This window comes from Streptomyces sp. NPDC005820 (assembly GCF_040630255.1).
Classification (GTDB): Bacteria; Actinomycetota; Actinomycetes; order Streptomycetales; family Streptomycetaceae; genus Streptomyces.
On record NZ_JBEXXE010000035.1, the window covers coordinates 18,457 to 38,614 of the forward strand.

Genomic DNA, 20,158 nt, shown 5'->3' on the forward strand with positions numbered 1-20,158 from the left:
CCCGTACCCCGGCACGGCGGGGTACGGGCCGTGCGGGGCTCAGGTGGTGACGGTCTGACGGCGCTCGGTGCCGTAGTCCATCGCGTGCTGGACGACACCGACCAGGACGTCCCTGACGGAGCGCCGGTCGCGCGCGTCGCACAGGATCACCGGGATGTCGTCGTCGAGGTCGAGGGCCCCGCGCACATCCGCCTCGGGGTAACGGTCGGCTCCCTCGAAGCAGTTGACGCCGATGAGGAAGGGGATGTCTCGGCGCTCGAAGTAGTCGACGGCGGCGAAGCAGTCCTCCAGGCGGCGCGTGTCGGCGAGCACGACGGCGCCGAGCGCGCCCTCGGAGAGCTCGTCCCACATGAACCAGAACCGCTCCTGTCCGGGGGTGCCGAACAGGTACAGCACCAGGTCCTCGCGCAGGGTGATGCGGCCGAAGTCCATGGCGACGGTGGTCGTGTGCTTGCGCTCGACGCCGGTGAGATCGTCGATCGGGCGGCCGGCCTCGGTGAGGTACTCCTCGGTGCGCAGCGGCCTGATCTCGCTCACGGCGCCGACGAGGGTGGTCTTGCCCACCCCGAAACCGCCGGCGACCAGGATCTTGAGCGTGACGGGCTCCACCGGGGGCTTGCCGCGCTCAGGACGCCCGAAGATCATCGTTCACTTCTCCTGCTTGGTGGTGTGACTGGGGGTGTGGGGCGGTGGGCCGTAGCCCCCGCCGCCAGGGGTCTCGACGACGAGTACGTCACCGGGACCGACATCCACGGAACCGCTCCCGCCGAGCCGGACGACCGTCCCGTCGGCGCGTTCCACCCGGTTGGCCCCCGGCGCACCGGGGGCTCCTCCGGCCATACCGTACGGGGGAACCCTGCGGTGTTGGGAGAGGGTGGAGACGGTCATGGGTTCGTGGAAGCGGATCCGGCGGACGGCGCCGTCCCCGCCGTGCCATTGTCCGGCCCCGCCGCTGCCGTACCGCACGGCGAACTCGTCCAGTTGTACCGGAAGCCGCCACTCCAGCACCTCGGGATCGGTCAGCCGGGAGTTGGTCATGTGAGTCTGGACGACGGGGGCGCCGTGGAAGCCGTCGCCCGCGCCCGATCCGGAGGCCACGGTCTCGTAGTACTGGTGGCGTTCGTTGCCGAAGGTGACGTTGTTCATGGTGCCGGAGCCCTCGGCCTGGACGCCGAGAGCCGCGTAGAGGGCGCCGGTGATCGCCTGGGACGTCTCCACGTTGCCGGCGACGACGGCGGCGGGCGGTTCGGGGGCGAGCAGGGAGCCTTGCGGCACGACGATCCTGAGGGGGCGCAGACAGCCGTCGTTGAGGGGGATGTCGTCGGCGACGAGGGTACGGAAGACGTACAGGACGGCCGCGTTGACGACCGCGTAGGGGGCGTTGAAGTTGGTGGCGAGCTGGGGTGAGGTCCCGGTGAAGTCGACGGTCGCGGAGCGGCTCTCGCGGTCCACGCGTACGCGCACCCGGATGACGGCGCCCGAGTCGGTCTCGTAGGCGTACGCGCCGTCGTCGAGGGCGTCGATGACACGGCGTACCGCTTCCTCGGCGTTGTCCTGGACGTGGCGCATGTAGGCCTGTACGACGTCGAGCCCGAAGTGCTCGATCATGCGGGCGACTTCGTCGACGCCCTTCTGGTTCGCGGCGATCTGGGCGCGCAGGTCGGCGAGGTTGGTCATCGGGTTGCGGGAGGGGTGGGCGGCCTCGGTGAGGAGGCGGAGGGTCTCCTCCTCGCGGAAGCGTCCGTTCTCGGCGAGCAGCCAGTTGTCGAAGAGGACGCCCTCCTCGTCGATGGTGCGGCTGTCGGCGGGCATGGAGCCGGGGGCGATGCCGCCGATCTCGGCGTGATGGCCACGGGAGGCCACATAGAAGAGGAGCTCGGTGTCACTCTCCGTGTCGTCGCCGTGGCGGGCGTCGAAGACCGGGGTGATCACGGTGACGTCGGGGAGATGGGTGCCGCCGTGGTACGGGTCGTTGACGGCGTAGGTGTCCCCGGACCGCATCCTCGCGCCGCGGCGGCGGATGACCTCCTTGACGCTGGTGCCCATCGAGCCCAGGTGGACGGGGATGTGCGGGGCGTTGGCCACCAGGTTTCCGTCCGGGTCGAAGAGGGCGCAGGAGAAGTCGAGGCGTTCCTTGATGTTGACGGACTGGGCCGTGGACTCCAGTCGGGCGCCCATCTGCTCGGCGATGGACATGAACAGGTTGTTGAAGACCTCGAGAAGAACCGGATCGACTTCTGTGACGAGGTCGGAACTCTCCGTGATCGCCGTGCGTTCCATGACCAGATGCCCGTCGTGGGTCGCCGCCGCCTCCCAGCCGTCGTCGACCACGGTCGTGGCACTGGCCTCGGTGATGATCGCGGGGCCGGTGACGGACTCACCGGGAGGAAGGTCCTCGCGGCGGTGAAGGGGTACGTCGCGCCAGGCGCCGCCGGTATGGAGGCGGACGGTCCGGGGCGCGGCGGTGCGGCCCTCGTACGGGGCGAGGGCGGACAGATCGGGGGGTTGTGTGATGCCGGTCGCTTCCACGGAGAGCGCTTCGACGACGATCGGGCGGTCGAGCGTGAAGGAGTACGTGGCGCGATGACGTTCTTCGAAGGCGCGTGCCATCGCGGTGGGTTCGGTGAGTTCGACGGTGAGGGTGGTGTCGGTGCCGTCGTAGCGCAGTTGTGCGCGGCGGGTGACGCGGACGCGGCCGTCGGGGACGTCCTCGGCGCGGAGTTCGGCGCGGGCCGCCGATTCGAGGTCGTCGGCGGTCTTGCGGATGCCGGGCATCGCGCCCGATTCGAGCGGCGCCTCGACGGACTGTTCACGCATGGCGGTGGTGTCGGCGAGGCCGATGCCGAGCGCGGACAGCACACCGGCCATGGGCGGCACGAGGACGGTGCGGATGCCGAGCGAGTCGGCGACCATGCACGCGTGCTGGCCTCCTGCGCCGCCGAAGGTCGTCAGGGCGTAGCGGGTGACGTCGTGGCCCTTCTGGACGGAGATCCGCTTCACGGCGTTGGCGATGTCGGCCACGGCGATCTGCAGGAACCCCTCGGCGACCTGTTCGGGGGTGCGGTCGTCCCCGGTCCGTTCGCGGATCTCGCGCGCGAGGGCGGTGAAGCGGGCGTGGACCAGGGCGGCGTCCAGGGGCTGGTCGCCGTCGGGGCCGAACACCTCGGGGAAGTGGGCGGGCTGGATGCGTCCGAGCATCACGTTGGCGTCGGTCACGGCGAGCGGGCCGCCCGCGCGGTAGCAGGCCGGCCCCGGGTCCGCCCCGGCGGAGTCCGGCCCCACGCGGTAGCGGGAGCCGTCGAACCGCAGGACGGAACCGCCGCCCGCGGCGACGGTGTGGATGTCCAGCATGGGGGCGCGCAGCCGGACACCGGCCAGCTGTGTGGTGAAGACGCGTTCGTACTCCCCCGCGAAGTGGGAGACGTCGGTGGAGGTGCCGCCCATGTCGAAGCCGATGACGCGGTCGAAGCCGGCGAGCTGGGACATGCGGGCCATCCCGACGATGCCGCCCGCCGGCCCGGACAGGACGGCGTCCTTGCCGCGGAACTGGCTCGCCTCGGCGAGCCCGCCGTTGGACTGCATGAACATCAGCCGTACGTCGCGCAGTTCGTCGGCGACCCGGCGGACGTAGCGGCGCAGTACGGGCGACAGGTAGGCGTCGACGACGGTGGTGTCTCCGCGCGGGACGAGTTTCATGAGGGGGCTGACCTCGCTGGACAGCGAGATCTGTGGGAAGCCGATCCGGGCGGCCAGCTGTCCGACGGCCCGCTCGTGCTCCGGGTGGAGATGGCTGTGCATGCAGACGACGGCGACGGCCCGGATCCCGTCGTCGTACGCCTCCCGCAGGGCACCGGCGAGGGAGTCCAGGTCGGGGGCGCGCAGCACGGTGCCGTCGGCGGCGATGCGCTCGTCCACCTCCACGACCCGCTCGTGGAGCAGCTCGGGGAGTTCGATCCGGCGGGCGAAGATCTGCGGGCGGTTCTGGTAGGCGATCCGCAGGGCGTCGCGGAATCCGCGGGTGACGACGAGCAGGGTGCGTTCGCCCTTGCGTTCCAGCAGGGCGTTGGTGGCGACCGTCGTGCCCATGCGGACGGCCTCGACGGGGTCGTCCGAGTCCGCCAGCAGGGCCCGGACCCCGGCGACGGCCGCGTCGGCGTACCGTGCCGGACTGTCCGACAGCAGTTTGTGCGTCAGCAACCGGCCGTCCGGGCGGCGCGCGACGATGTCCGTGAAGGTCCCGCCCCGGTCCACCCAGAACTGCCAGCCGGTCACGTCCTCACCTCGCTTCCGCGCTGCTCACAGCGCTCGGAGGCCGTTGATCACGTCGCGCAGAATACTCACGTCCACCAGCTCTGCGGGGGGTACGGGCCGGTTCACATGGACGAATTCCGTGTCCACGAGGTCTCCGACGAGGACCCGTACCACGCCGATGGGCAGGTCGAGCCCCGCGGAGAGCTCGGCGACCGACTGCGGCGCCCCGCGGCACAGGTCCACGATGTGCACGTGTTCCGGGGACAGCGAGGGGTCTTCTTCCGCCTCGTCCGCGTGGGGCTCGGCGACGACCAGTGCGATCAGATCGAGACGGTGCTGGACCGCACTGGTGGTGCGGCCCCGTGTCATGGCGTAGGGACGGACGACCGGTCCGGCGTCGTCGTCGAACCAGTGGCTGCTTCCCTGACCGTCTGTGCTCATGCCATCCCACTACCCGCCCGAGGACAGATCGGTGCGCGGAGCGGTGGTCAGATGTGCGCCGACGCGCTTGACGAGCAGGGTCATCTCGTAGGCCACCTGCCCCACGTCCGAGTCGGCGTCCGAGAGGACGGCGAGGCAGCTGCCGTCTCCGGCTGCCGTGACGAACAGGAAGGCCTCGTCGAGCTCGACGACGGTCTGACGGACGTCGCCGGCCTCGAAGTGGCGGCCCACGCCCTTGGCGAGGCTGTGGAATCCGGAGGCGACCGCCGCCAGGTGCTCGCTGTCCTCCCTGGTCAGGTCCCTGGACGCGCCGGTCGCCAGACCGTCGCCGGAGAGCACGACGGCCTTGCGAATGCTGGCGACCCGGTCGACGAGTTCGTCGAGGAGCCAGTTCAGTTCGCCGTTGTTGCTCATGTGGCCGGTCGCCTGCGGTGCGGTCATCGACCGTCCCCCTTTGTCGTTCGTTGTGGTGCTGTGCCGCTGTGGGTCTCGTCGCCCGCGGCGTTCTCCTCGCGGCCGCGCTGCCAGCCGCGCTGGAGCGAGGCCATGCGACTGCGTACCTCGTCTGCGTCCCGGTCCTCGACGTCGGCCCGGTTGCCCGTGCGCGGCGCGGGTCCCTGCCGCAGTTGCGGGGCGAGGTTCGCCTGCCGTACCCGGCGGGGCAGCGCCGCGGGCGCGGAGCCGGTGTCATGAGGCCGGTTGCCGAGGGTGCTGTCCCGCGGACCGTATTCCAGCGTGCGCTCCACCGGGCCGCCCGTGCCACTCAGGCGTGGGTCGGACGTCTGGTGCGTGTGTGCGGCCGGGCCGTCCTGGTCGCCGGACGGGGCCTGGCGGGTGCGCTGCGGGAGGGCGGGGGGCTGCGACGGGCCGTCGGTGCCGTGTCCGGGGCGGACCGGCAGCGCGGGCGGCTCGGTCGCGCCGGTGCTCCGCGGGATCTGCGCCCCGCTGCCCCGGCGGCGCGAGGGCAGCGGTGCCGGCCCGGCGGCGTCCGCCCGGTGCGCCGGGGTGCGGTGGGCGGATTCCTGGCCCGTCTCCGTGTGCGGGGACCGCGGGTCGACGACCGGGCGGCCGTGCGAGCTGACCAGCTTGGGCGCCGGGCGGCTGGGCAGCGGCAGGAGGGCGCCCGGGTCGTCGGCGCCGTGGCCCGGCTCGCCTCGGGTGTCGGGCAGCCTGCGGTGCTGGTCGACGGAGGTGACGGCCGGGGCGTCCTCGGGGCGGGTCAGGGAGCGGCGCGGGCGGAACAGGACGCCGCTGTCGTCCTCGTCGTCCAGGGCGGGCGGGAAGCCGCCGAGGGCGTCGAGGCCGACGGGCGCCTCCAGTTCGACCGGGCCGTCCAGCACGGGCAGGCCGGGGAGCTGCGCCGAGGGGGCGAGCGCGGGCCGGTGGGTCTCGGTGGACTCGGCGGCCTTCGGGGCCCGGGGGCGGTCGAGGCGGAAGCCGATGCCGTTGGTGTCGGGGACGTCGTCGGTCAGCAGGGCGTCGGGGATGAACACGACGGCGGTCGTCCCGCCGTAGGGGGAGGGCTGCAGGGAGACGCGGACGTTCTGGCGCTGGGCGAGGCGGCTGACGACGAACAGTCCGAGGCGGTCGGTGTCGGACAGTTCGAACTCCGGGGTCTCCGCGAGGCGCAGGTTCGCCTCCAGGAGCGCTTCGGGGGCCATGCCGAGGCCGCGGTCGTGGATCTCCAGGGTGAACCCGTTGGCGACCCGCTCGCCCAGGACCTGGACGGCGGTGTGCGGCGGGGAGAACACCGTGGCGTTCTCCAGGAGTTCGGCCACGAGGTGGGTGAGGTCGGCGACGGCGGGGCCGGTGACGGCGAGCCGCGGCAGACGGCGGACCTCGATGCGCTCGTAGTCCTCGACCTCGGCGACGGCGGCGCGGACGATGTCCATGAGCTGGACGGGTTTGCGCCACTGGCGGGAGGGGGCCGCGCCGGAGAGGATCACCAGGCCTTCGGCGTGGCGGCGCATCCGGGTGGTGAGGTGGTCGAGCCGGAAGAGGTCGGCGAGTTCCTCGGCGTCCTCGGTGCGGCGCTCCATGGTGTCGAGCAGGGTGAGCTGCTTGTGCAGGAGGACCTGGCTGCGGCGGGCGAGGTTGACGAAGACCTCGGAGACGCCGGCGCGCAGCTCGGCCTGTTTCACGGCGGCCTCGACGGCGGCGCGCTGCAGGGTGTTGAGGGCCTGGCCGACCTCGCCCATCTCGTTCTTGTCGTACTCCAGCAGCGGTACCTCGGTCTCCACGTCGACCTGTTCGCCCGCGGAGAGGCGGCGCATCACGCTGGGCAGCCGCACGCCGGACGCCTCATGGGCCTCCAGCCGCAGCTGGCGCAGGTCACGGATGAGGCCGCGGCCGATGCGCACGGACAGGACGAGGGAGACGATCAGGGCGACCAGTCCGAAGACGCCGGCGAAGGACGCCTTGACGATGACCTCGATCGCGACCGGCCGCACGCGGTCCTGGTAGCGGTCGTTGGCCTGTTCGTCCAGGGTGCCGAGCTCTTGGAGGACGTCTCCGGCCGCCGTGTCCCAGTTCCTGGCGGTGACGCCCTTGGGCAGGTCGCCGGGGGTGGCGGCCACGACGGCCTGCTCGGCGGTGCGCAGGGGGGCGGTGGTGGCGTTCTTCCAGAAGCTCTCGTAGCGCTCGCGTTCCGCTGTGGGCAGCTGGGCGAGGCTGATGTCGTAGACGACGTCACGCTGGGAGCGGAAGTCGGAGACGTCGCGGATCTCGTCGCGGGTGAGCCGGCCGACGACCAGGGCGGAGCCGAGCAGGGCGTCCTCCCGGGAGAGCAGCTCGCGGGCGAGGGCGACGCTGACCAGCGCGCGGTACTGCTTGTCCATCTCCACGCTGTCGACCACGTCGAGCTTGGCCAGCAGGGCGTAGCAGGGGTCGATGAGCTGGTTGTAGAGGTCCAGCGCCTGGGCCCGGGTGACGGTGCCCTCCTCGACGCTGCCGCGCAGGGAGTCGATCCCGTCGAAGGCGTCGAGCACCGCGGTCAGGCCCTCGGTGTCGTCCTGGTCCAGGACGTCACGGACATCGGAGTCCTGGGCGTTGCGGCGGATCTCGGCGAGCGCCTCGTCCGTGGCGGTCCTGGTGCGACGAAGCGCGGAGAGCGCGTCGGAGGCACGGGGGTCGGCGAGGTAGACGAGGGTCTGGCGGCGCTCCTGCTGGACCACGCGGACCGTGTCTTCGATCGGGTAGCCGACCTTCTCCACGATGGACGACACGGTGAACAGACGGCTCGCCTCACGGCCCGTCAGTACCGTGGCGAAGCCCCAGATCGCGGTCAGGGACACCAGCGGCACGAGAAGCAGCGCCACGATCTTCCGGCGGATCGACTTCCCGCGAAAGCGCATGGCCTCCCCCAGCTCGAACCCCCTCCGTCAGGGGGTACGCATATGCGTCAACAAACGGCGCGAGCCTACTACCGACGCACAGTTAACTCGAAGAGCAGTCCGGAAGCCGAACTTCCGCACCGGAGCCCGGACATGGGGAGTTGTCGGGGCAATACGGTGGATTGTGGCCCCGAAACCCGCCTTCGCAAGAAGACCGGATCCGATCGGAGGCGTCGGCGACTTGGCCAGAATTTTTCGGAAGTTGGGAATCTTCGCGGCTTCTCACGCGTCCTCATCATTGGGAATCGGGGGCGGAATCGGACACAGGAGCCGCAGGCCGTCCCCCGGCGGCGTAAAACAGAGCAAGCCGGGCAGCCACTGGGGAGCCGGGTCTTCGACCCGGAGGTGAGCGGTCTGCCGGCGGTGGGGAGTGACACGGTGATGGGCACGGCGCAGCGGAGCAGAGCCTCCGAAGAGGGTGCGGCGACCACGGCACAAGAGCGGTTGTCCTACCGGCCGTTGTGGGTCGAGGAGCCTGCGCGTCGGCGTCGGCTGCCGGATCCGGTGCGGACGGCGGCCGTGCGAGCGGTTCTGATCATCGCCCTGACGCTGCTTCAGGCGATGGTGGCGTTCCTGTGCACCCTCGCCGAATCCTGGCTGGCCTTCCCGATGGTGATCAGCAGTGTGGTCAGCACCGTGGTGGCCACCTGGTCGGTGCTGGACGTCTGGGTGACCCGGCAGGTGTGGAACCAGCGCAACGGCGTGGTGTCGGCGCCCAGCAGCACGGCCCGCTCACTGCGCCGTGAGCGCCGCCGGGCGCGGCGCCAGGCCCGGGCCGCGGAGCGGGCGCAGGAGCGGATACGCCGGCAGGGCGGTGCGGGGCAACTGTCGCACCCCTGAGGGCCCGCCGCGCCGGACAACCCGGCGCGGCAGTTCCTCGAGGGCGCTCACGGTCGTTCCTGAGGGCCCTCGGCGCCACTGAGGCCCGTCGGCGACGAGGCCCCAAGGCCGCGGCCCCTACGGGGCGCTGGTGGTCGCGCGCTTGTACATCCGGGTCGCAGTGATCTCGCTGTGCACCGCCTCACCCGCCTGGGACGGACGGGGCAGACCCGGGCGGAGGTGCTCCTCGACGCTGATGTATTTCAGGCCGGCTCTGAGGTCGGCGTCGTTGCGCAGCCGGATGACGAGCGGGAACTCGGCCAGCGCCGTCGTGTCGAACAGGCCGGTGGTGTACAGCAGTTGGACCCCCAGCGCGTCGGACACGGCCCGCTGGAGTTCCAGCAGGTAGGTCGCGTTGGCCCGGCCGATGGGGTTGTCGAGGAACAGCGTGCCGGCGTGCCGGTGCTTGTCCCGGCCCCGGTCGTTGGAGCGCAACGCCGCCATCGTGCAGTACAGGGCGATGGCGGCGGTGAGCAGCTGACCGCCGGAGAACACGTCGCCCATCTGTCCGACGGGGACCCGCTCGGCGCGCAGCACGGCGTCCGGTTTGAGGATCTCGACCGCGACCCCCTTGGGCTGGAGAGCTGCGCCGACGCCCCGCAGCAGCAGTGACATGCCGTCACGCCGCAGGTCGGAGTTCTTCTTCACGGCCGCCCGGGTCGCCTCGTCGATGACTTCGCCGAGCCGCTCGGTGAGGGAGGCCTGGTCGGGTTCCTCGAAGCGGATGCGCAGGAACTCCTGGCCGGACCACTCCCCCAGCCCCTCGGGCAGGCGCGACAGCCGCTGGGCCGAGCGGAGGGTGGCGAGCGCCGACTCGACGAGTCCGCGCAGCCGGTCCACGATCGAGTCCCGGTTGCGTTCCAGCTGCTCCAGCTCGTCGGTGAGCACCCGGAGCCGCGGGGCGAAGGCGTCCGCCCACTTCCGGGCGTGCTCGGGCAGCGCGGAGGCGGGCAGTTCGCGGATCTGCTGCCGGGCGGGTGTACGGACCTGTTCGTAGCGCGTGGAGTTGGCGTGCCGGACGAGCACGTCGCCGGCCTCGCGCACGGCGGACTCGGCGGCGGAGAGGTCGGCGGCGCAGCCGCGCAGCGAGCGGCGGGCCTCGGCGGCCGACTGGCGGGCCTCCTCCAGCGTCCCGGGGTAGGGCTCCGGCGCCTCCTGCTCCTCCTCGGGGTGCTCGCGGGTCTGCTCACGCATCAGGTCGCGGAGCATCGCGGCGATCTCGTCGAAGCCGCCGGCCGCGTCCTCTGCGGCCCGGTGCGCGTCGAGCAGTTCGGCGTGCGCCTCCCGGGCCTGGGCCAGCGCCTCGGTGCGGGAGGCGAGTTCGGCCGTCGCGGTGCGCAGCAGGGCCTGGGCGTGCTCGGCGTCGCGCGGCTGGAGCTCCTCGGACAGCTCGGTGTGGGCCTCGCCGTCCTCGGGGGCGTGCCGTTCGGCCTCACCGCGCAGCCGCCCGAGCTGCTCGCTCGCGGTGGACATACGGGTCTCCAGGAGCTGTACGAGCTCCTCGGCACGGACCGCGGCAGCCTGCCGGGACGGCCCGTCGGAGCCGTCGGGCGACTGGAGCAGCTGCTCGGCTCGGGTGCGGACCTTGTTGCTCAGGCGGTCCAGTTCGGCGCGGGCGGCGCTCTCGTCGCTCTCCGCGCGCGCCTGCTCGGCCCGCAGGTCGGCGCCGACGCCGACCTTCTCGTAGACCTGGGAGGCGGCCCGGTAGGCCTCGCGCAGGGCCGGCAGGGACGACTGGGACGCGGCGGCGTCGTCCTCCGGTACGTCGTCGGGGGCGCCGGCGATCTCGGAGCGCTCGGCGCGCAGCGCACGCGCGGTGCGGCGGGCGTCGTCGGCGGCGCGCTGGGCGGCGCGGCGGTCCTCGTCGGCGGCGCGGGCGCGTTCCAGGCAGGCGTGGGCGCGAGCCTCCGACTCGGTGGCCTCGTCGGCGAGTTCGCGCAGCTTGACCTGCCAGCCGGCCCGCTCGCGCAGCCGGAAGGCGAGCCCGGCGAGGGCGTCGGCGGCGCGGCGGGCCTTCTGGGCGGCTTCCTGCTTCTCGTCACGGACCTGGGCGGCCTCGGCGGCGGCCTCCTCCGCCTCGGCGCGCACCGTGCGGGCCTCGGCGAGTTCGGCCTCGGACTCCTCGGCGAAGGCGCCCGCGTCCACGGCGGCCCGGGCCAGTTCGGCGAGCCGTCCCGCGGGACAGCCGGTGCGCCAGGAGGCGAGCCGGGCGGACAGTTCCCGGTCCTTGCCGAGCCGCGCGGCGAGCCGGCGGATGTCCTCGTCGCGTTCGGTGGCGCGGGCGCGCAGCGCCTGGCGCTCCTCGTCGGCGGCGTGCTCGTCGTGCATGGCCGGGTTCGGCGGGACGAGGAAGACGTCACCGTTCTGCACGTCGGCGGCCGGGGTCGGTGCGAGCAGGGCGGCGGCCGTGCCGACCGCGACGGCGGAGCGCGGCAGCAGGGCGGCGTCGCTGAGGGCGTCCCGCGCGCGTGCGTGCGAGGCGGGGTCGGTGATGATCACGCCGTCGACCAGTTCGGGGCGGGCGGCGAGCACGCGCGCGTGGTCGGCGGGGTCGACGGCCTGGGCGAGGTAGCGCCAGCCGGGCAGCGCGGGGATGCCGTGCTCGCCGAGGAACTCCACGGTGGCCAGCACGTCGGGGCCGGGCGGCAGCAGCCCGCCGTCGCCGAGCGCGCCGAGGATGCGGGAGTCGTCGGCCGCGGCGGTGCGCAGGTCGAAGAGCTGCCGTTCGGCGGAGGAGACGGCGTCGTCGAGCAGTGCGCGCAGATCGTCGGCGCAGCGGTCGAGGTCCTCGGGGGTGAGGGGGGTACCGCCGTCCGCGGCCCCGTCGTCGTCCGTGTCATGCCGGGGCTGGGGAATGGGTCCGCGTACGGTGCCGCCGGTCAGGCCGAGCAGTTCGGTGAGCCGTTCCTCGGCGGCCAGGGTTTCGGCGAGCCGGCGTTCGGCCTCGTACGAGCGTTGCGCGGCCGCGGCCGCGTCTGCGGCGCGGGCCGCGGTCAGCTCGGCGCGGGACTCGGCGGAGGCGGCCTCGCGCGCGTGCTCGGTGGCCCGGCGGGAGGCCTCCCGGACGGTGTCCCAGGCGGCCACGGCGGTCTTCTCGGCGTCGCTGGCGGCGAGGGCCGCGCGCGCGGGGTCGGCGTCGGGCGCGCTGTCGTCCAGCCAGCCGGCCCGGACGGCCTCCGCGGTCTCCTGTTCGACCTCGGCGAGCCGCTGGCGCAGATGCCCGATCTCGCTGCGGGCGCGCTGGGCCTCGGTCGCGGCGGAGGTGGCGTCCCGGTGGGCGGTCTCGCCGACCTCCTGGAGGGCGGCCGAGCGTTCCTCCCCCTCGTTGGCGAGGGCCTCGGCGCTCTCGGCGGCGGCGTGCAGGGCGCGTACGAGGTCGACGGCGGCCTTGGCGCGGGCGGCGAGGGCCGGGGCGGCGTCGCGCTCGGCCTCCTGGATCGCGGCGGACACGCGCGCGCTGCGGTCCGCGGCGGCACGGTGGCGCAGGACGGCCTCGGCGGCCTGCCAGGCGGAGTGCAGGGTGCGCGCGTCGGCGAGTTCGCGCTTCTGGGCGGCGGCGGACTTCTCGGCGGCGGCGAGTGCGAGCGAGGCGTGCCGGAAGGCGAGTTCGGCGGCGATCAGCGCGCTGCGCTCGCGTCCTCCCTCGGAGTGGGTGACGGCGTAGGCGGCGGCCGTGACCCGCTGGGCGAGGTCGGCGGCCCGCATCCGCTCCTGCACGCCCCGCGCGGACAGCCGGCGCGCCAGGGTGCGGGTACGGCGCTCGGCGCCCGCGTGGATGTCACGCGCGCGTGAGCGGCCCTCCGCGGCCTCCACGATCCGGCCGAGCAGGTCCACCGAGCCGGCGGTGAAGTCCCGTTCGGCGATCAGCTCGGCGCGTCGGCCGAGCTTGTTGCCGAAGCCGCTGACGAGGTCGGCGAGTCCGTCGGTGTCGCGGGTGTCCGTGACCGCCCGCAGCAGCAGATCGGTGAAGTCGGAGTCCTTCTTGACGGCGAAGAGGCCGGCGGCCTCGCCCTCGTCGGCGTTCATCTCCCGCTGGTAGCGGAAGAGCTCGGGGTCGAGGCCGAGTTCGGTGAGGTGTTCGACCCACCGGTCGTGGATCTCCTCCCAGTGCACCTCCAGGTGCGGATACGCCTTGCCCGACTCGGTGAGGGCGTCCCGGAACCCCTTCATGGTGCGCCGTCGCCCCTGGGCCCCGGAGGCGCCCTCGACGGGCGGCCGTACGGCGGTGGACTCCGCGACGGGGAGGTTGTCCAGGCTGAGCCCGGGGCCGGGCCGGAAGGAGTAGAAGGCCTCGGCGAACTTCCGCGGGTCGTTGGAGACCTGCCGTCCGCGCCACTCGCTCACCTTGCCGACCACGACGCACTCGCCGGTGAGGACGTGCTGCCACTCCAGGGCCACGTGGCCGCAGTCGTCGGCGAGCAGGAACTTGCGCAGCACGCCGGAGCTGGCGCCGCCGAGGGTGTTGCGGTGGCCCGGCAGCATCACCGAGAAGATCAGCTTGAGCAGGACGGACTTGCCGCCGCCGTTCTCCAGGAAGAGCACGCCGGCGGGCGCGGGCCGGCGCGGCGGGCCGACGGGCTCCTCCTCGAAGAACTCCGCCTGTGTGGGGGCGGGGTCGGGCACGACGTCGCCGACGCCCCGCAGGTCAAGCACGGTGTCGGCGTAGCGCGCACCGGCGGGCCCGATGGAGTAGAGGCGGACCCGGGACAGCTCGTACATGGCGGACTCTCGTAAGTCTTCGGCAGTTCAGGGGGTTCGGGGGCTGCGGGCGGCCGTCAGGCGGGCAGCCGTCAGGAGTGGAAGGGCAGTCCGGCGTCGGCCACCAGCTCCAGATCGTCCGTGTCGTCCGGGGGCAGCAGGGTCGCCGTGCCGTCGGTGACCGGGACGACGCCCAGTTCCAGCAGCTCGGCCAGGGCTGCGCTGCCCGCCATGTCGCGGACCTGGAGCTGGTAGCGGGCCGTGGTGCGGTACGTCCCGCCGTTGTCGTCGCCGGTGCGCTGGAGGAAGCCGGAGTCGGTGAGGAAGGCGACGGCCTTGCCGACGATCCCGGTGGTCGAGCCGGCGAGTCTGCGGGCGTCCTTGGTGGCTCCGGCGGCGCTGCGTCTGGCCCAGATCCGCCAGGCGGCCTCCAGGCCGGGGGCGTCGGTGGCCGGGTCGGTGTTCTCGCCCTGTTCCTCGGCGCGCTCCTCCAGCCGTCGGCAGGCCTGGCGGACGAAGGCGTCGACGCCGTTGACGCTGACCCGCCCGATGTATCCGTCGTCGGCGAGGTCCTCGGGGCGGGGGAACGCCATCGCGGCGACCGCGAGATGGGCGAGTCCGTGCAGGAAGCGGTCGCCGCCGTCGGCGGACGTGCGACGCGCGTAGTCCCCCATCCGGACGGCGAACACCGAGTCCTCGGCGGCGGTCACGGCCATGCCCGCGCGCGGGGACACCTCCAGCACGATCAGTCCGAGTCCGGCGGCGACGGCGTCGGCGAGCCGGGCGAACGCCGGGTCCTCGCGGTGGCGGCGCAGCAGGTCGGCGTACTCCTGGTCGCGCGCGGGCTGCAGTTTGGGCTGCAGGCCGAAGGCGACGAGCCGCGCCGCGTCGGCGGCGTCGGCGGGGGTGAGGGGCGCGGACGCCGGCGCGGGTCCGGCGTCCGGCTCACTCCACTCGACGTGCTCGCTCACGGGTTCGACTCCTCGGTGTTCTCGTGGTCGTTCGGGTGAAGTCCGGGCCGGCTCATGCCGCCTCCGTGCGGTCGGCCGCCATCCCCGCGGCGTCCAGCAGGGCGGTGCCGACGATGAGGTCGGCGCCGCCGAACTCGGGGTCGTCCAGCTCCGTCCCGTCGTCCACGGCGAACAGCAGTTTCTCCTCGCCCTGCCGGTAGGCGGTGCCGACCGCGGGGCTCGCCGCGTGCACGGCCAGCAGCGCCACCAGGTACGGCAGGTCGGGATCGGTCCGCCGGGCCTCGGCCAGCAGTCCGGAGAGTCTGCGGGGCGCGTCCGCCGGGAGGTCGAGCAGTTCCATCGCGGCGGCCAGTTGTTCCTCGCTGAAGCGGCTGTCGTCCGGGGTCGCGATGAGGTCGGGCTCCGGCATCTCCGCGCCGAGGTGCTCGCGCTCCACCGGTGGCGTCAGCAGCAGGTCGACGAGGTCGCCCAGCCGCACGGTCGCCGGGGTCCGGAATCCCGTCCCGCGCGCGAAGAACGCGCCGGTGACCCGGGCCGCCTGTGCCAACGGCAGCGGGAGGACGGGGGTGACGAGGTGGCCGTAGAGGTCGATCCCCGACGACGTCATGGGCGTGGCGAAGGCCTGCCGGTCCTGTTCGGCGCGGAAGAGCGGGCCGGCCTCCAGGAGGCGGGACTGGAGCTGGGTGTGGCGGCGGATGCAGTCCTTGACGATGTCGACGAGTTCGGCGGCGCGCCGCTTGTTCTCGGCGTCCTCGATCTCGTCGCGGGCCCGGCGGATGTTGGTGAGGATCGCGTTCTCGTGGCGGTAGCGGTCGGCCACGTGGTCGAGGGCCTCGGCGATCATGTCGGGGACGGCGTTGAGCCAGTCCACCGCGCGGACGTTGCGCCGGGTGGCCTCCAGGGCCCGGCGGAGGGTCTCGGAGTACTGCACGGTGCGGTAGCGGGCCTGCTCGGCGGCGAGTTGGGCGTCGGCGAGGCGGCCGCGGCGGATGAGTACCTCGAGCTTGACCTCGGCCGCGATCTGGGCGCTGGTGACGTCGGTGTCGAGGGCTCCGACGAGGACGTTGACCGCCTCGTCGGTGGTCCGCAGATAGACCGTGCCGCCGTAGCCGGGGACCTCCTCGATCAGCTTGAAGTCGTAGTCGCGGCGCACATAGGTGCCGTCCGCCGCGAAGGTGCCGTACACGGCGCGGAAGCCGCGGTCGACGCTGCCGACGTTGATCAGGTTCTCCAGGACCCAGCGGGCCACGCGCTCGTGTTCGGCGACGGGCCGCCCGGGGGCCTGTGCGGCGATGCGCGGGATGAGGCGGGCCACGATCTGGTCGTGGTCGGCGCCGGTGTCGAAGTCCATGTTCAGGGTGACGAGGTCGATGGCGGCGAGGGCGATCTCCGCCATGCCGTAGACCGAGTACTCACCGGCGAGGTTGGCCTTGCGCGCGTCGAGGTCGTGGATGGGCGCGGTGCAGGCGAGCGCGCGCAGCCGTCGTGCCAGCCCCTCGTCGGCGGCCGGGCCCGGAGCCGGGCGCGGCGCCGCGCCGAGCTGGGGAACACGGTCCGTCGATGCAGGCGAAGTCACGGTGCACAGAGTAGGTCCTCGGTCTGACAACGACCCAAACGACCGCAGATGCGACCGGGGGCGGGGACCGCCGTCACGGGGCCGCGGGACGGCCTCGGGCGCCGTCCTCGCCCGCGGCGCCCTCGCCCACCCGGCGCCTGTACACCTCGACGACCCGGGACAGGGAGTCCTGCAGGTACACCTCCAGCAGCCGCTCCGCCCCGACCCGGTCGCCGGCCTCCAGGGCCTGGAGGATCTGGCGGTTGCGCATGAGGTACGGCTCGTGCAGCCGGCGCGGGTCGTCGACCATGTGGAAGGCGAGGCGCAGCTCGGCGAAGACGCTGCGCATCAGCTCGTCGGTGCGGGCGCTGCCGGCCAGGGCGACCAGTTCGCGGTGGAAGTGGATGTTGGCGGTACCCACCACTTTCCAGTCATTCTCGACGGAGGCCACCTGGCCCTCGGTGACGGCCGCGCGCAGTCCGTCCAAGGCGTACGGCGGCTCGCCCAGGGCCCGTACGACGGCGCACTCGACGAGCGCGCGCGTGCGGTAGATGTCCTCGACGTCCTCCACGGTCAGGACCCGGACGAACACGCCCCGGTTGAGCTCGTGGACGAGCAGCCGCTCGTGCGTGAGCAGCCGGAACGCCTCGCGGAGGGTGTTGCGAGAGACCCCGAGCGCGCCGCCGATGCTGTCCTCCGACAGGCGTGTCCCGGGAGGGAAGAAGCCTTCGGCGATACGGCTCCTGAGGATGTCCGAAACCCGTTCGGCCGTGCTGGTGCGCCCCAGGAGGGCGCGGTCGTCGGCCAGTCCCACCAGCTGCTCTGCCATGCCCGGAATTCAACCGCAGAACACGAGAACGAAACAACACGGGTATTGAAGGATCGTTCAACGATCCTCTACCTTCCTGTCCACGGTAAGCACGGCAAGCACCGGCACGCACGGCAAGCACGGCACGCTCACTCCCGCACCCTTCGTCATCCCTCTGCGAGGTGCCCCATGAGCACGACCCCTCCACCGCAGGCCCCGAGCCACGACAAGCGCCCCGCCACCGCCGCCCACGCCCCCGATGACGGGGCGTTCGCCTGGCTGCGGGCCCTCGGGCCGCGTGGCCGCCGCGCCTTCGCCGGCGCGTTCGGCGGCTACGCCCTCGACTCCTACGACTACTTCACGCTGCCGCTGAGCATGGTCGCCCTCACGGCGTACTTCGGCCTGGACAACGGCCAGACCGGGTTGTTCACCACCGTCACCCTGGTCGTGTCCGCGGTCGGCGGCGCCGTCGCGGGCGTGGTGGCCGACCGGATCGGCCGGGTCAGGGCCCTGATGTTCACGGTGATCACCTACGCCGTGTTCACCGTCGCCTGCGGCTTCGCGCCGAACTACGAGACGCTGCTGGTCTTCCGCGCGCTGCAGGGCCTCGGCTTCGGCGGCGAGTGGGCGGTCGGAGCGATCCTGGTCGCCGAGTACGCGAGCGCCCGGCACCGGGGCCGTACCCTCGGCGCGGTCCAGAGCTCCTGGGCCGTCGGCTGGGGCCTCGCAGCGATCGTGTACACGCTGGTCTTCTCGTTCTTCGGCGACGACGTGGCCTGGCGCGTGATGTTCTGGACGGGCGCGCTGCCCGCGCTGCTCGTGGTGTGGATGCGGCGCCGGGTCGAGGACGCGCCGGAGGCGGCCGCCGCCCGCCGGCAGAGCGCGGTGAAGGGATCGTTCCCGGCCATCTTCCGGGGCCCTCTGCTGCGCACCACGCTCTTCGCCGGGCTGCTGTCCACCGGCGTCCAGGGCGGCTACTACACCCTGGCGACCTGGGTGCCGACGTATCTGAAGTCGGAGCGGGGCCTGTCGGTGGTCGGCACGGGCGGCTATCTGAGCTTCCTGATCTCGGGCGCCTTCCTCGGCTACCTGACCGGCGGCCTTCTCACCGACCGGCTGGGCCGGCGCCGCAACATCTGGCTGTTCGCGCTGCTGTCGGCGATCTGCGTCCTGGCGTACGCCCACATCCCCGACGGCGCCAACACCCTGCTCCTGGTCCTCGGGTTCCCGCTCGGGTTCTGCATGTCGGCGATCTTCAGCGGCTTCGGGTCCTTCCTGAGCGAGCTGTACCCGACGGCCGTGCGCGGCACCGGGCAGGGCTTCACGTACAACACCGGGCGCGCCGTCGGCGCCGTCTTCCCCACCACGGTCGGCTTCCTGGCCGACAGCTGGGGGGTGGGCGGGGCGCTGGTCTTCGGCGCGATCGGTTACGGGATCGCCGCCCTGGCGCTGCTCGGGCTGCCGGAGACACGTGGGAAGGAACTGGAGTGAACCGTCCGATCCTCACCGAGGACCGCCTCTCGGCCCATCTGCCGTCGCCCCGCAGACCGTCGGGCGTCCCCCAGGACGTTCCCCTGACCCTCATCGACGAGCACGCGCACGCGTGGAGCCCCGAAACCGCCCGGACCCGCTTCCGGGAGGGCCTCGCGGGCCCCACGGCCGGGGTCGCGGCGGGCCACACCCAGGTCAACCTGATCTCGGTGCCCGCGGACTGGGCGTACGACATGCTCCTGTTCTGCCAGCGCAATCCGAAGCCGTGTCCGGTCCTCGACGTCACGGACGCCGGGGCGTGGACGACCGTCCTGGCCGAGGGCGCCGATCTGCGCACCGATCTGCCGCGCTACCGGGTGTGGGAGCACGGTGAGCTGGTGGACGAGCCGACGGACGTGCGCGCGTACTGGCGCGAGGACCTGGTGTCGTTCCTGATCGGCTGCAGCTTCACCTTCGAGTGGGCGCTGTCCGGGGCGGGCGTCCCGATCCGCCACCTCGAACAGGGGCGCAACGTGCCGATGTACGTGACGAACCGCCAGTGCCGGCCGGCGGGCCGGCTGCACGGCCCGATGGTGGTGTCCATGCGTCCGGTGCCGCCGCGGCACCTGGCGGCCGCCATCCGCGAGAGCAGTCTGCTCCCGGCGGTGCACGGCAGCCCCGTACACTGCGGCGATCCCTCGGGACTGGGCATCGACGACCTCGGCCGGCCCGACTTCGGCGATCCGGTCGACGCCGAACCGGACGACATCCCGGTGTTCTGGGCCTGCGGTGTGACCCCGCAGGCCGCCGTGATGGCCTCGCGCCCGCCGTTCGCCCTCACTCACGCCCCCGGCCAGATGTTCCTGACCGACGCCCGCGACGAGCAGTACCGCGTGGCCTGAAACAGGACACACCCAGAAATCAGGAAGGAACCATGACCGCGATCGATCTGAACGCCGACCTCGGAGAGGGCTTCGGCCGCTGGCGGCTCACCGACGACGAGCAGCTGATGTCCGTCGTGACGAGCGCCAACGTGGCCTGCGGCTTCCACGCCGGGGACGCGGCCACCATGCGGCGGGTGTGCGAGCTGGCCGCCGAGCGGGGCGTGACGATCGGTGCGCAGGTGTCCTACCGGGACCTGGCCGGGTTCGGGCGGCGCGCCATGGACGTGCCGCCCGCCGAACTGGCCGCCGAGGTGGCGTACCAGATCGGCGCCCTGGAGGTCTTCGCCCGGGCGGCGGGCGCGCGCGTGGCGTACGTCAAGCCGCACGGCGCGCTCTACAACCGGGTCGTGCACGACGAGGAGCAGGCCGGCGCGGTGGTCGACGGGGTGCTCCTCGCCGACGCCTCGCTGCCCGTGCTCGGGCTGCCCGGCTCGCGGCTGCTGGACGCGGCCCGGAAGGCCGGTCTGCCGGCCGTCACGGAGGCGTTCGCGGACCGCGCGTACACCGAGCAGGGCACGCTCGTGCCGCGCGGCGTGGACGGGGCCGTGGTCACCGATCCGGTGACCGTCGTCGAGCGGTCGGTGAGCCTGGCCCGTTCCGGTACGGTCGCCTCCGCGGCGGGGTCGGTCATCGAGGTACGCGCGCGTTCCCTGTGTCTGCACGGTGACACGCCCGGCGCGGTGGAGCTGGCGCGCCGGGTCCGGAGGCGCTTGGAGGCGTCGGGGGTGCGCGTGGAGGCCTTCGCATGA

The 20,158-nt window shown here is 72.9% G+C and carries 12 protein-coding genes and 1 pseudogene; 4 read left to right on the forward strand and 9 right to left on the reverse strand.

What is annotated here, in order from left to right; genetic code table 11:
* Positions 1 to 39: 39 nt before the first annotated feature.
* From ABZ464_RS35225 to ABZ464_RS35245, 5 genes and pseudogenes are all read right to left on the reverse strand, one after another.
* Entirely contained in the window at positions 40 to 645 is a 606-nt protein-coding gene (locus ABZ464_RS35225) for an ATP/GTP-binding protein (RefSeq protein WP_359284055.1), read from the reverse strand.
* Positions 626 to 4,272, reverse strand: a pseudogene (locus tag ABZ464_RS35230) (hydantoinase B/oxoprolinase family protein). The gene ABZ464_RS35225 and the pseudogene ABZ464_RS35230 overlap by 20 nt, the downstream one beginning before the upstream one ends.
* A gap of 24 nt (positions 4,273 to 4,296) precedes the next feature.
* On the reverse strand, positions 4,297 to 4,692 hold the full coding sequence (locus ABZ464_RS35235; RefSeq protein WP_359284057.1) for a DUF742 domain-containing protein: 396 nt from the start codon (positions 4,690 to 4,692) through the stop codon (positions 4,297 to 4,299).
* A gap of 9 nt (positions 4,693 to 4,701) precedes the next feature.
* The gene (locus ABZ464_RS35240) at positions 4,702 to 5,133 is read right to left on the reverse strand and encodes a roadblock/LC7 domain-containing protein (RefSeq protein WP_359284058.1); all 432 of its coding nucleotides are present in this window, start codon (positions 5,131 to 5,133) and stop codon (positions 4,702 to 4,704) included.
* Positions 5,130 to 8,045, reverse strand: coding sequence for a nitrate- and nitrite sensing domain-containing protein (locus tag ABZ464_RS35245; protein WP_359284061.1), 2,916 nt, complete (start codon positions 8,043 to 8,045; stop codon positions 5,130 to 5,132). The genes ABZ464_RS35240 and ABZ464_RS35245 overlap by 4 nt, the downstream gene beginning before the upstream one ends.
* 402 nt (positions 8,046 to 8,447) lie before the next feature.
* On the opposite strand from ABZ464_RS35245, the gene ABZ464_RS35250 reads away from it, so the two are divergent.
* Positions 8,448 to 8,924, forward strand: a complete 477-nt coding sequence (locus tag ABZ464_RS35250; RefSeq protein WP_359284258.1) for a hypothetical protein — start codon at positions 8,448 to 8,450, stop codon at positions 8,922 to 8,924.
* A gap of 117 nt (positions 8,925 to 9,041) precedes the next feature.
* Here the strand turns inward: ABZ464_RS35250 and ABZ464_RS35255 are convergent, their stop codons facing one another.
* The 4 genes from ABZ464_RS35255 to ABZ464_RS35270 all read right to left on the reverse strand — a co-directional run bounded on the left by ABZ464_RS35255 (position 9,042) and on the right by ABZ464_RS35270 (position 17,016).
* A complete protein-coding gene (locus ABZ464_RS35255; RefSeq protein WP_359284063.1) occupies positions 9,042 to 13,682 on the reverse strand; it encodes a hypothetical protein in 4,641 nt (1,546 codons plus the stop codon).
* Between the two features lie 71 nt (positions 13,683 to 13,753).
* Positions 13,754 to 14,632 (reverse strand): hypothetical protein, encoded by an 879-nt coding sequence (locus ABZ464_RS35260; RefSeq protein ID WP_359284065.1) that lies wholly within the window; start codon positions 14,630 to 14,632, stop codon positions 13,754 to 13,756.
* A 52-nt stretch (positions 14,633 to 14,684) separates the two neighbouring features.
* A complete protein-coding gene (locus tag ABZ464_RS35265; RefSeq protein ID WP_359284067.1) occupies positions 14,685 to 16,208 on the reverse strand; it encodes a hypothetical protein in 1,524 nt (507 codons plus the stop codon).
* A gap of 73 nt (positions 16,209 to 16,281) precedes the next feature.
* The gene (locus ABZ464_RS35270; protein WP_359284069.1) at positions 16,282 to 17,016 is read right to left on the reverse strand and encodes a GntR family transcriptional regulator; all 735 of its coding nucleotides are present in this window, start codon (positions 17,014 to 17,016) and stop codon (positions 16,282 to 16,284) included.
* 168 nt (positions 17,017 to 17,184) lie between these two features.
* Between ABZ464_RS35270 and ABZ464_RS35275 the strand changes: the two genes are divergently transcribed.
* Genes ABZ464_RS35275 through ABZ464_RS35285 form a run of 3 tightly spaced genes read left to right on the forward strand, consistent with a single transcriptional unit; the run spans position 17,185 to position 20,158 of the window.
* Entirely contained in the window at positions 17,185 to 18,486 is a 1,302-nt protein-coding gene (locus ABZ464_RS35275) for an MFS transporter (protein ID WP_359284071.1), read from the forward strand.
* A gap of 38 nt (positions 18,487 to 18,524) precedes the next feature.
* Positions 18,525 to 19,367, forward strand: coding sequence for a putative hydro-lyase (locus tag ABZ464_RS35280; protein ID WP_359284261.1), 843 nt, complete (start codon positions 18,525 to 18,527; stop codon positions 19,365 to 19,367).
* Between the two features lie 32 nt (positions 19,368 to 19,399).
* Complete coding sequence (locus ABZ464_RS35285; protein WP_359284074.1) at positions 19,400 to 20,158, forward strand: 5-oxoprolinase subunit PxpA; 759 nt, start codon at positions 19,400 to 19,402, stop codon at positions 20,156 to 20,158.

Excerpts from the sequence above, each read along its gene's own strand:
- ABZ464_RS35275 (WP_359284071.1), top strand. The coding sequence starts at position 17,185 with ATGAGCACGACCCCTCCACCGCAGGCCCCGAGCCACGACAAGCGCCCC.
- ABZ464_RS35285 (WP_359284074.1), top strand. The coding sequence starts at position 19,400 with ATGACCGCGATCGATCTGAACGCCGACCTCGGAGAGGGCTTCGGCCGC.
- ABZ464_RS35225 (WP_359284055.1), bottom strand. The coding sequence starts at position 645 with ATGATCTTCGGGCGTCCTGAGCGCGGCAAGCCCCCGGTGGAGCCCGTC.
- ABZ464_RS35245 (WP_359284061.1), bottom strand. The coding sequence starts at position 8,045 with ATGCGCTTTCGCGGGAAGTCGATCCGCCGGAAGATCGTGGCGCTGCTT.
- ABZ464_RS35240 (WP_359284058.1), bottom strand. The coding sequence starts at position 5,133 with ATGACCGCACCGCAGGCGACCGGCCACATGAGCAACAACGGCGAACTG.
- ABZ464_RS35270 (WP_359284069.1), bottom strand. The coding sequence starts at position 17,016 with ATGGCAGAGCAGCTGGTGGGACTGGCCGACGACCGCGCCCTCCTGGGG.
- ABZ464_RS35255 (WP_359284063.1), bottom strand. The coding sequence starts at position 13,682 with ATGTACGAGCTGTCCCGGGTCCGCCTCTACTCCATCGGGCCCGCCGGT.
- ABZ464_RS35235 (WP_359284057.1), bottom strand. The coding sequence starts at position 4,692 with ATGAGCACAGACGGTCAGGGAAGCAGCCACTGGTTCGACGACGACGCC.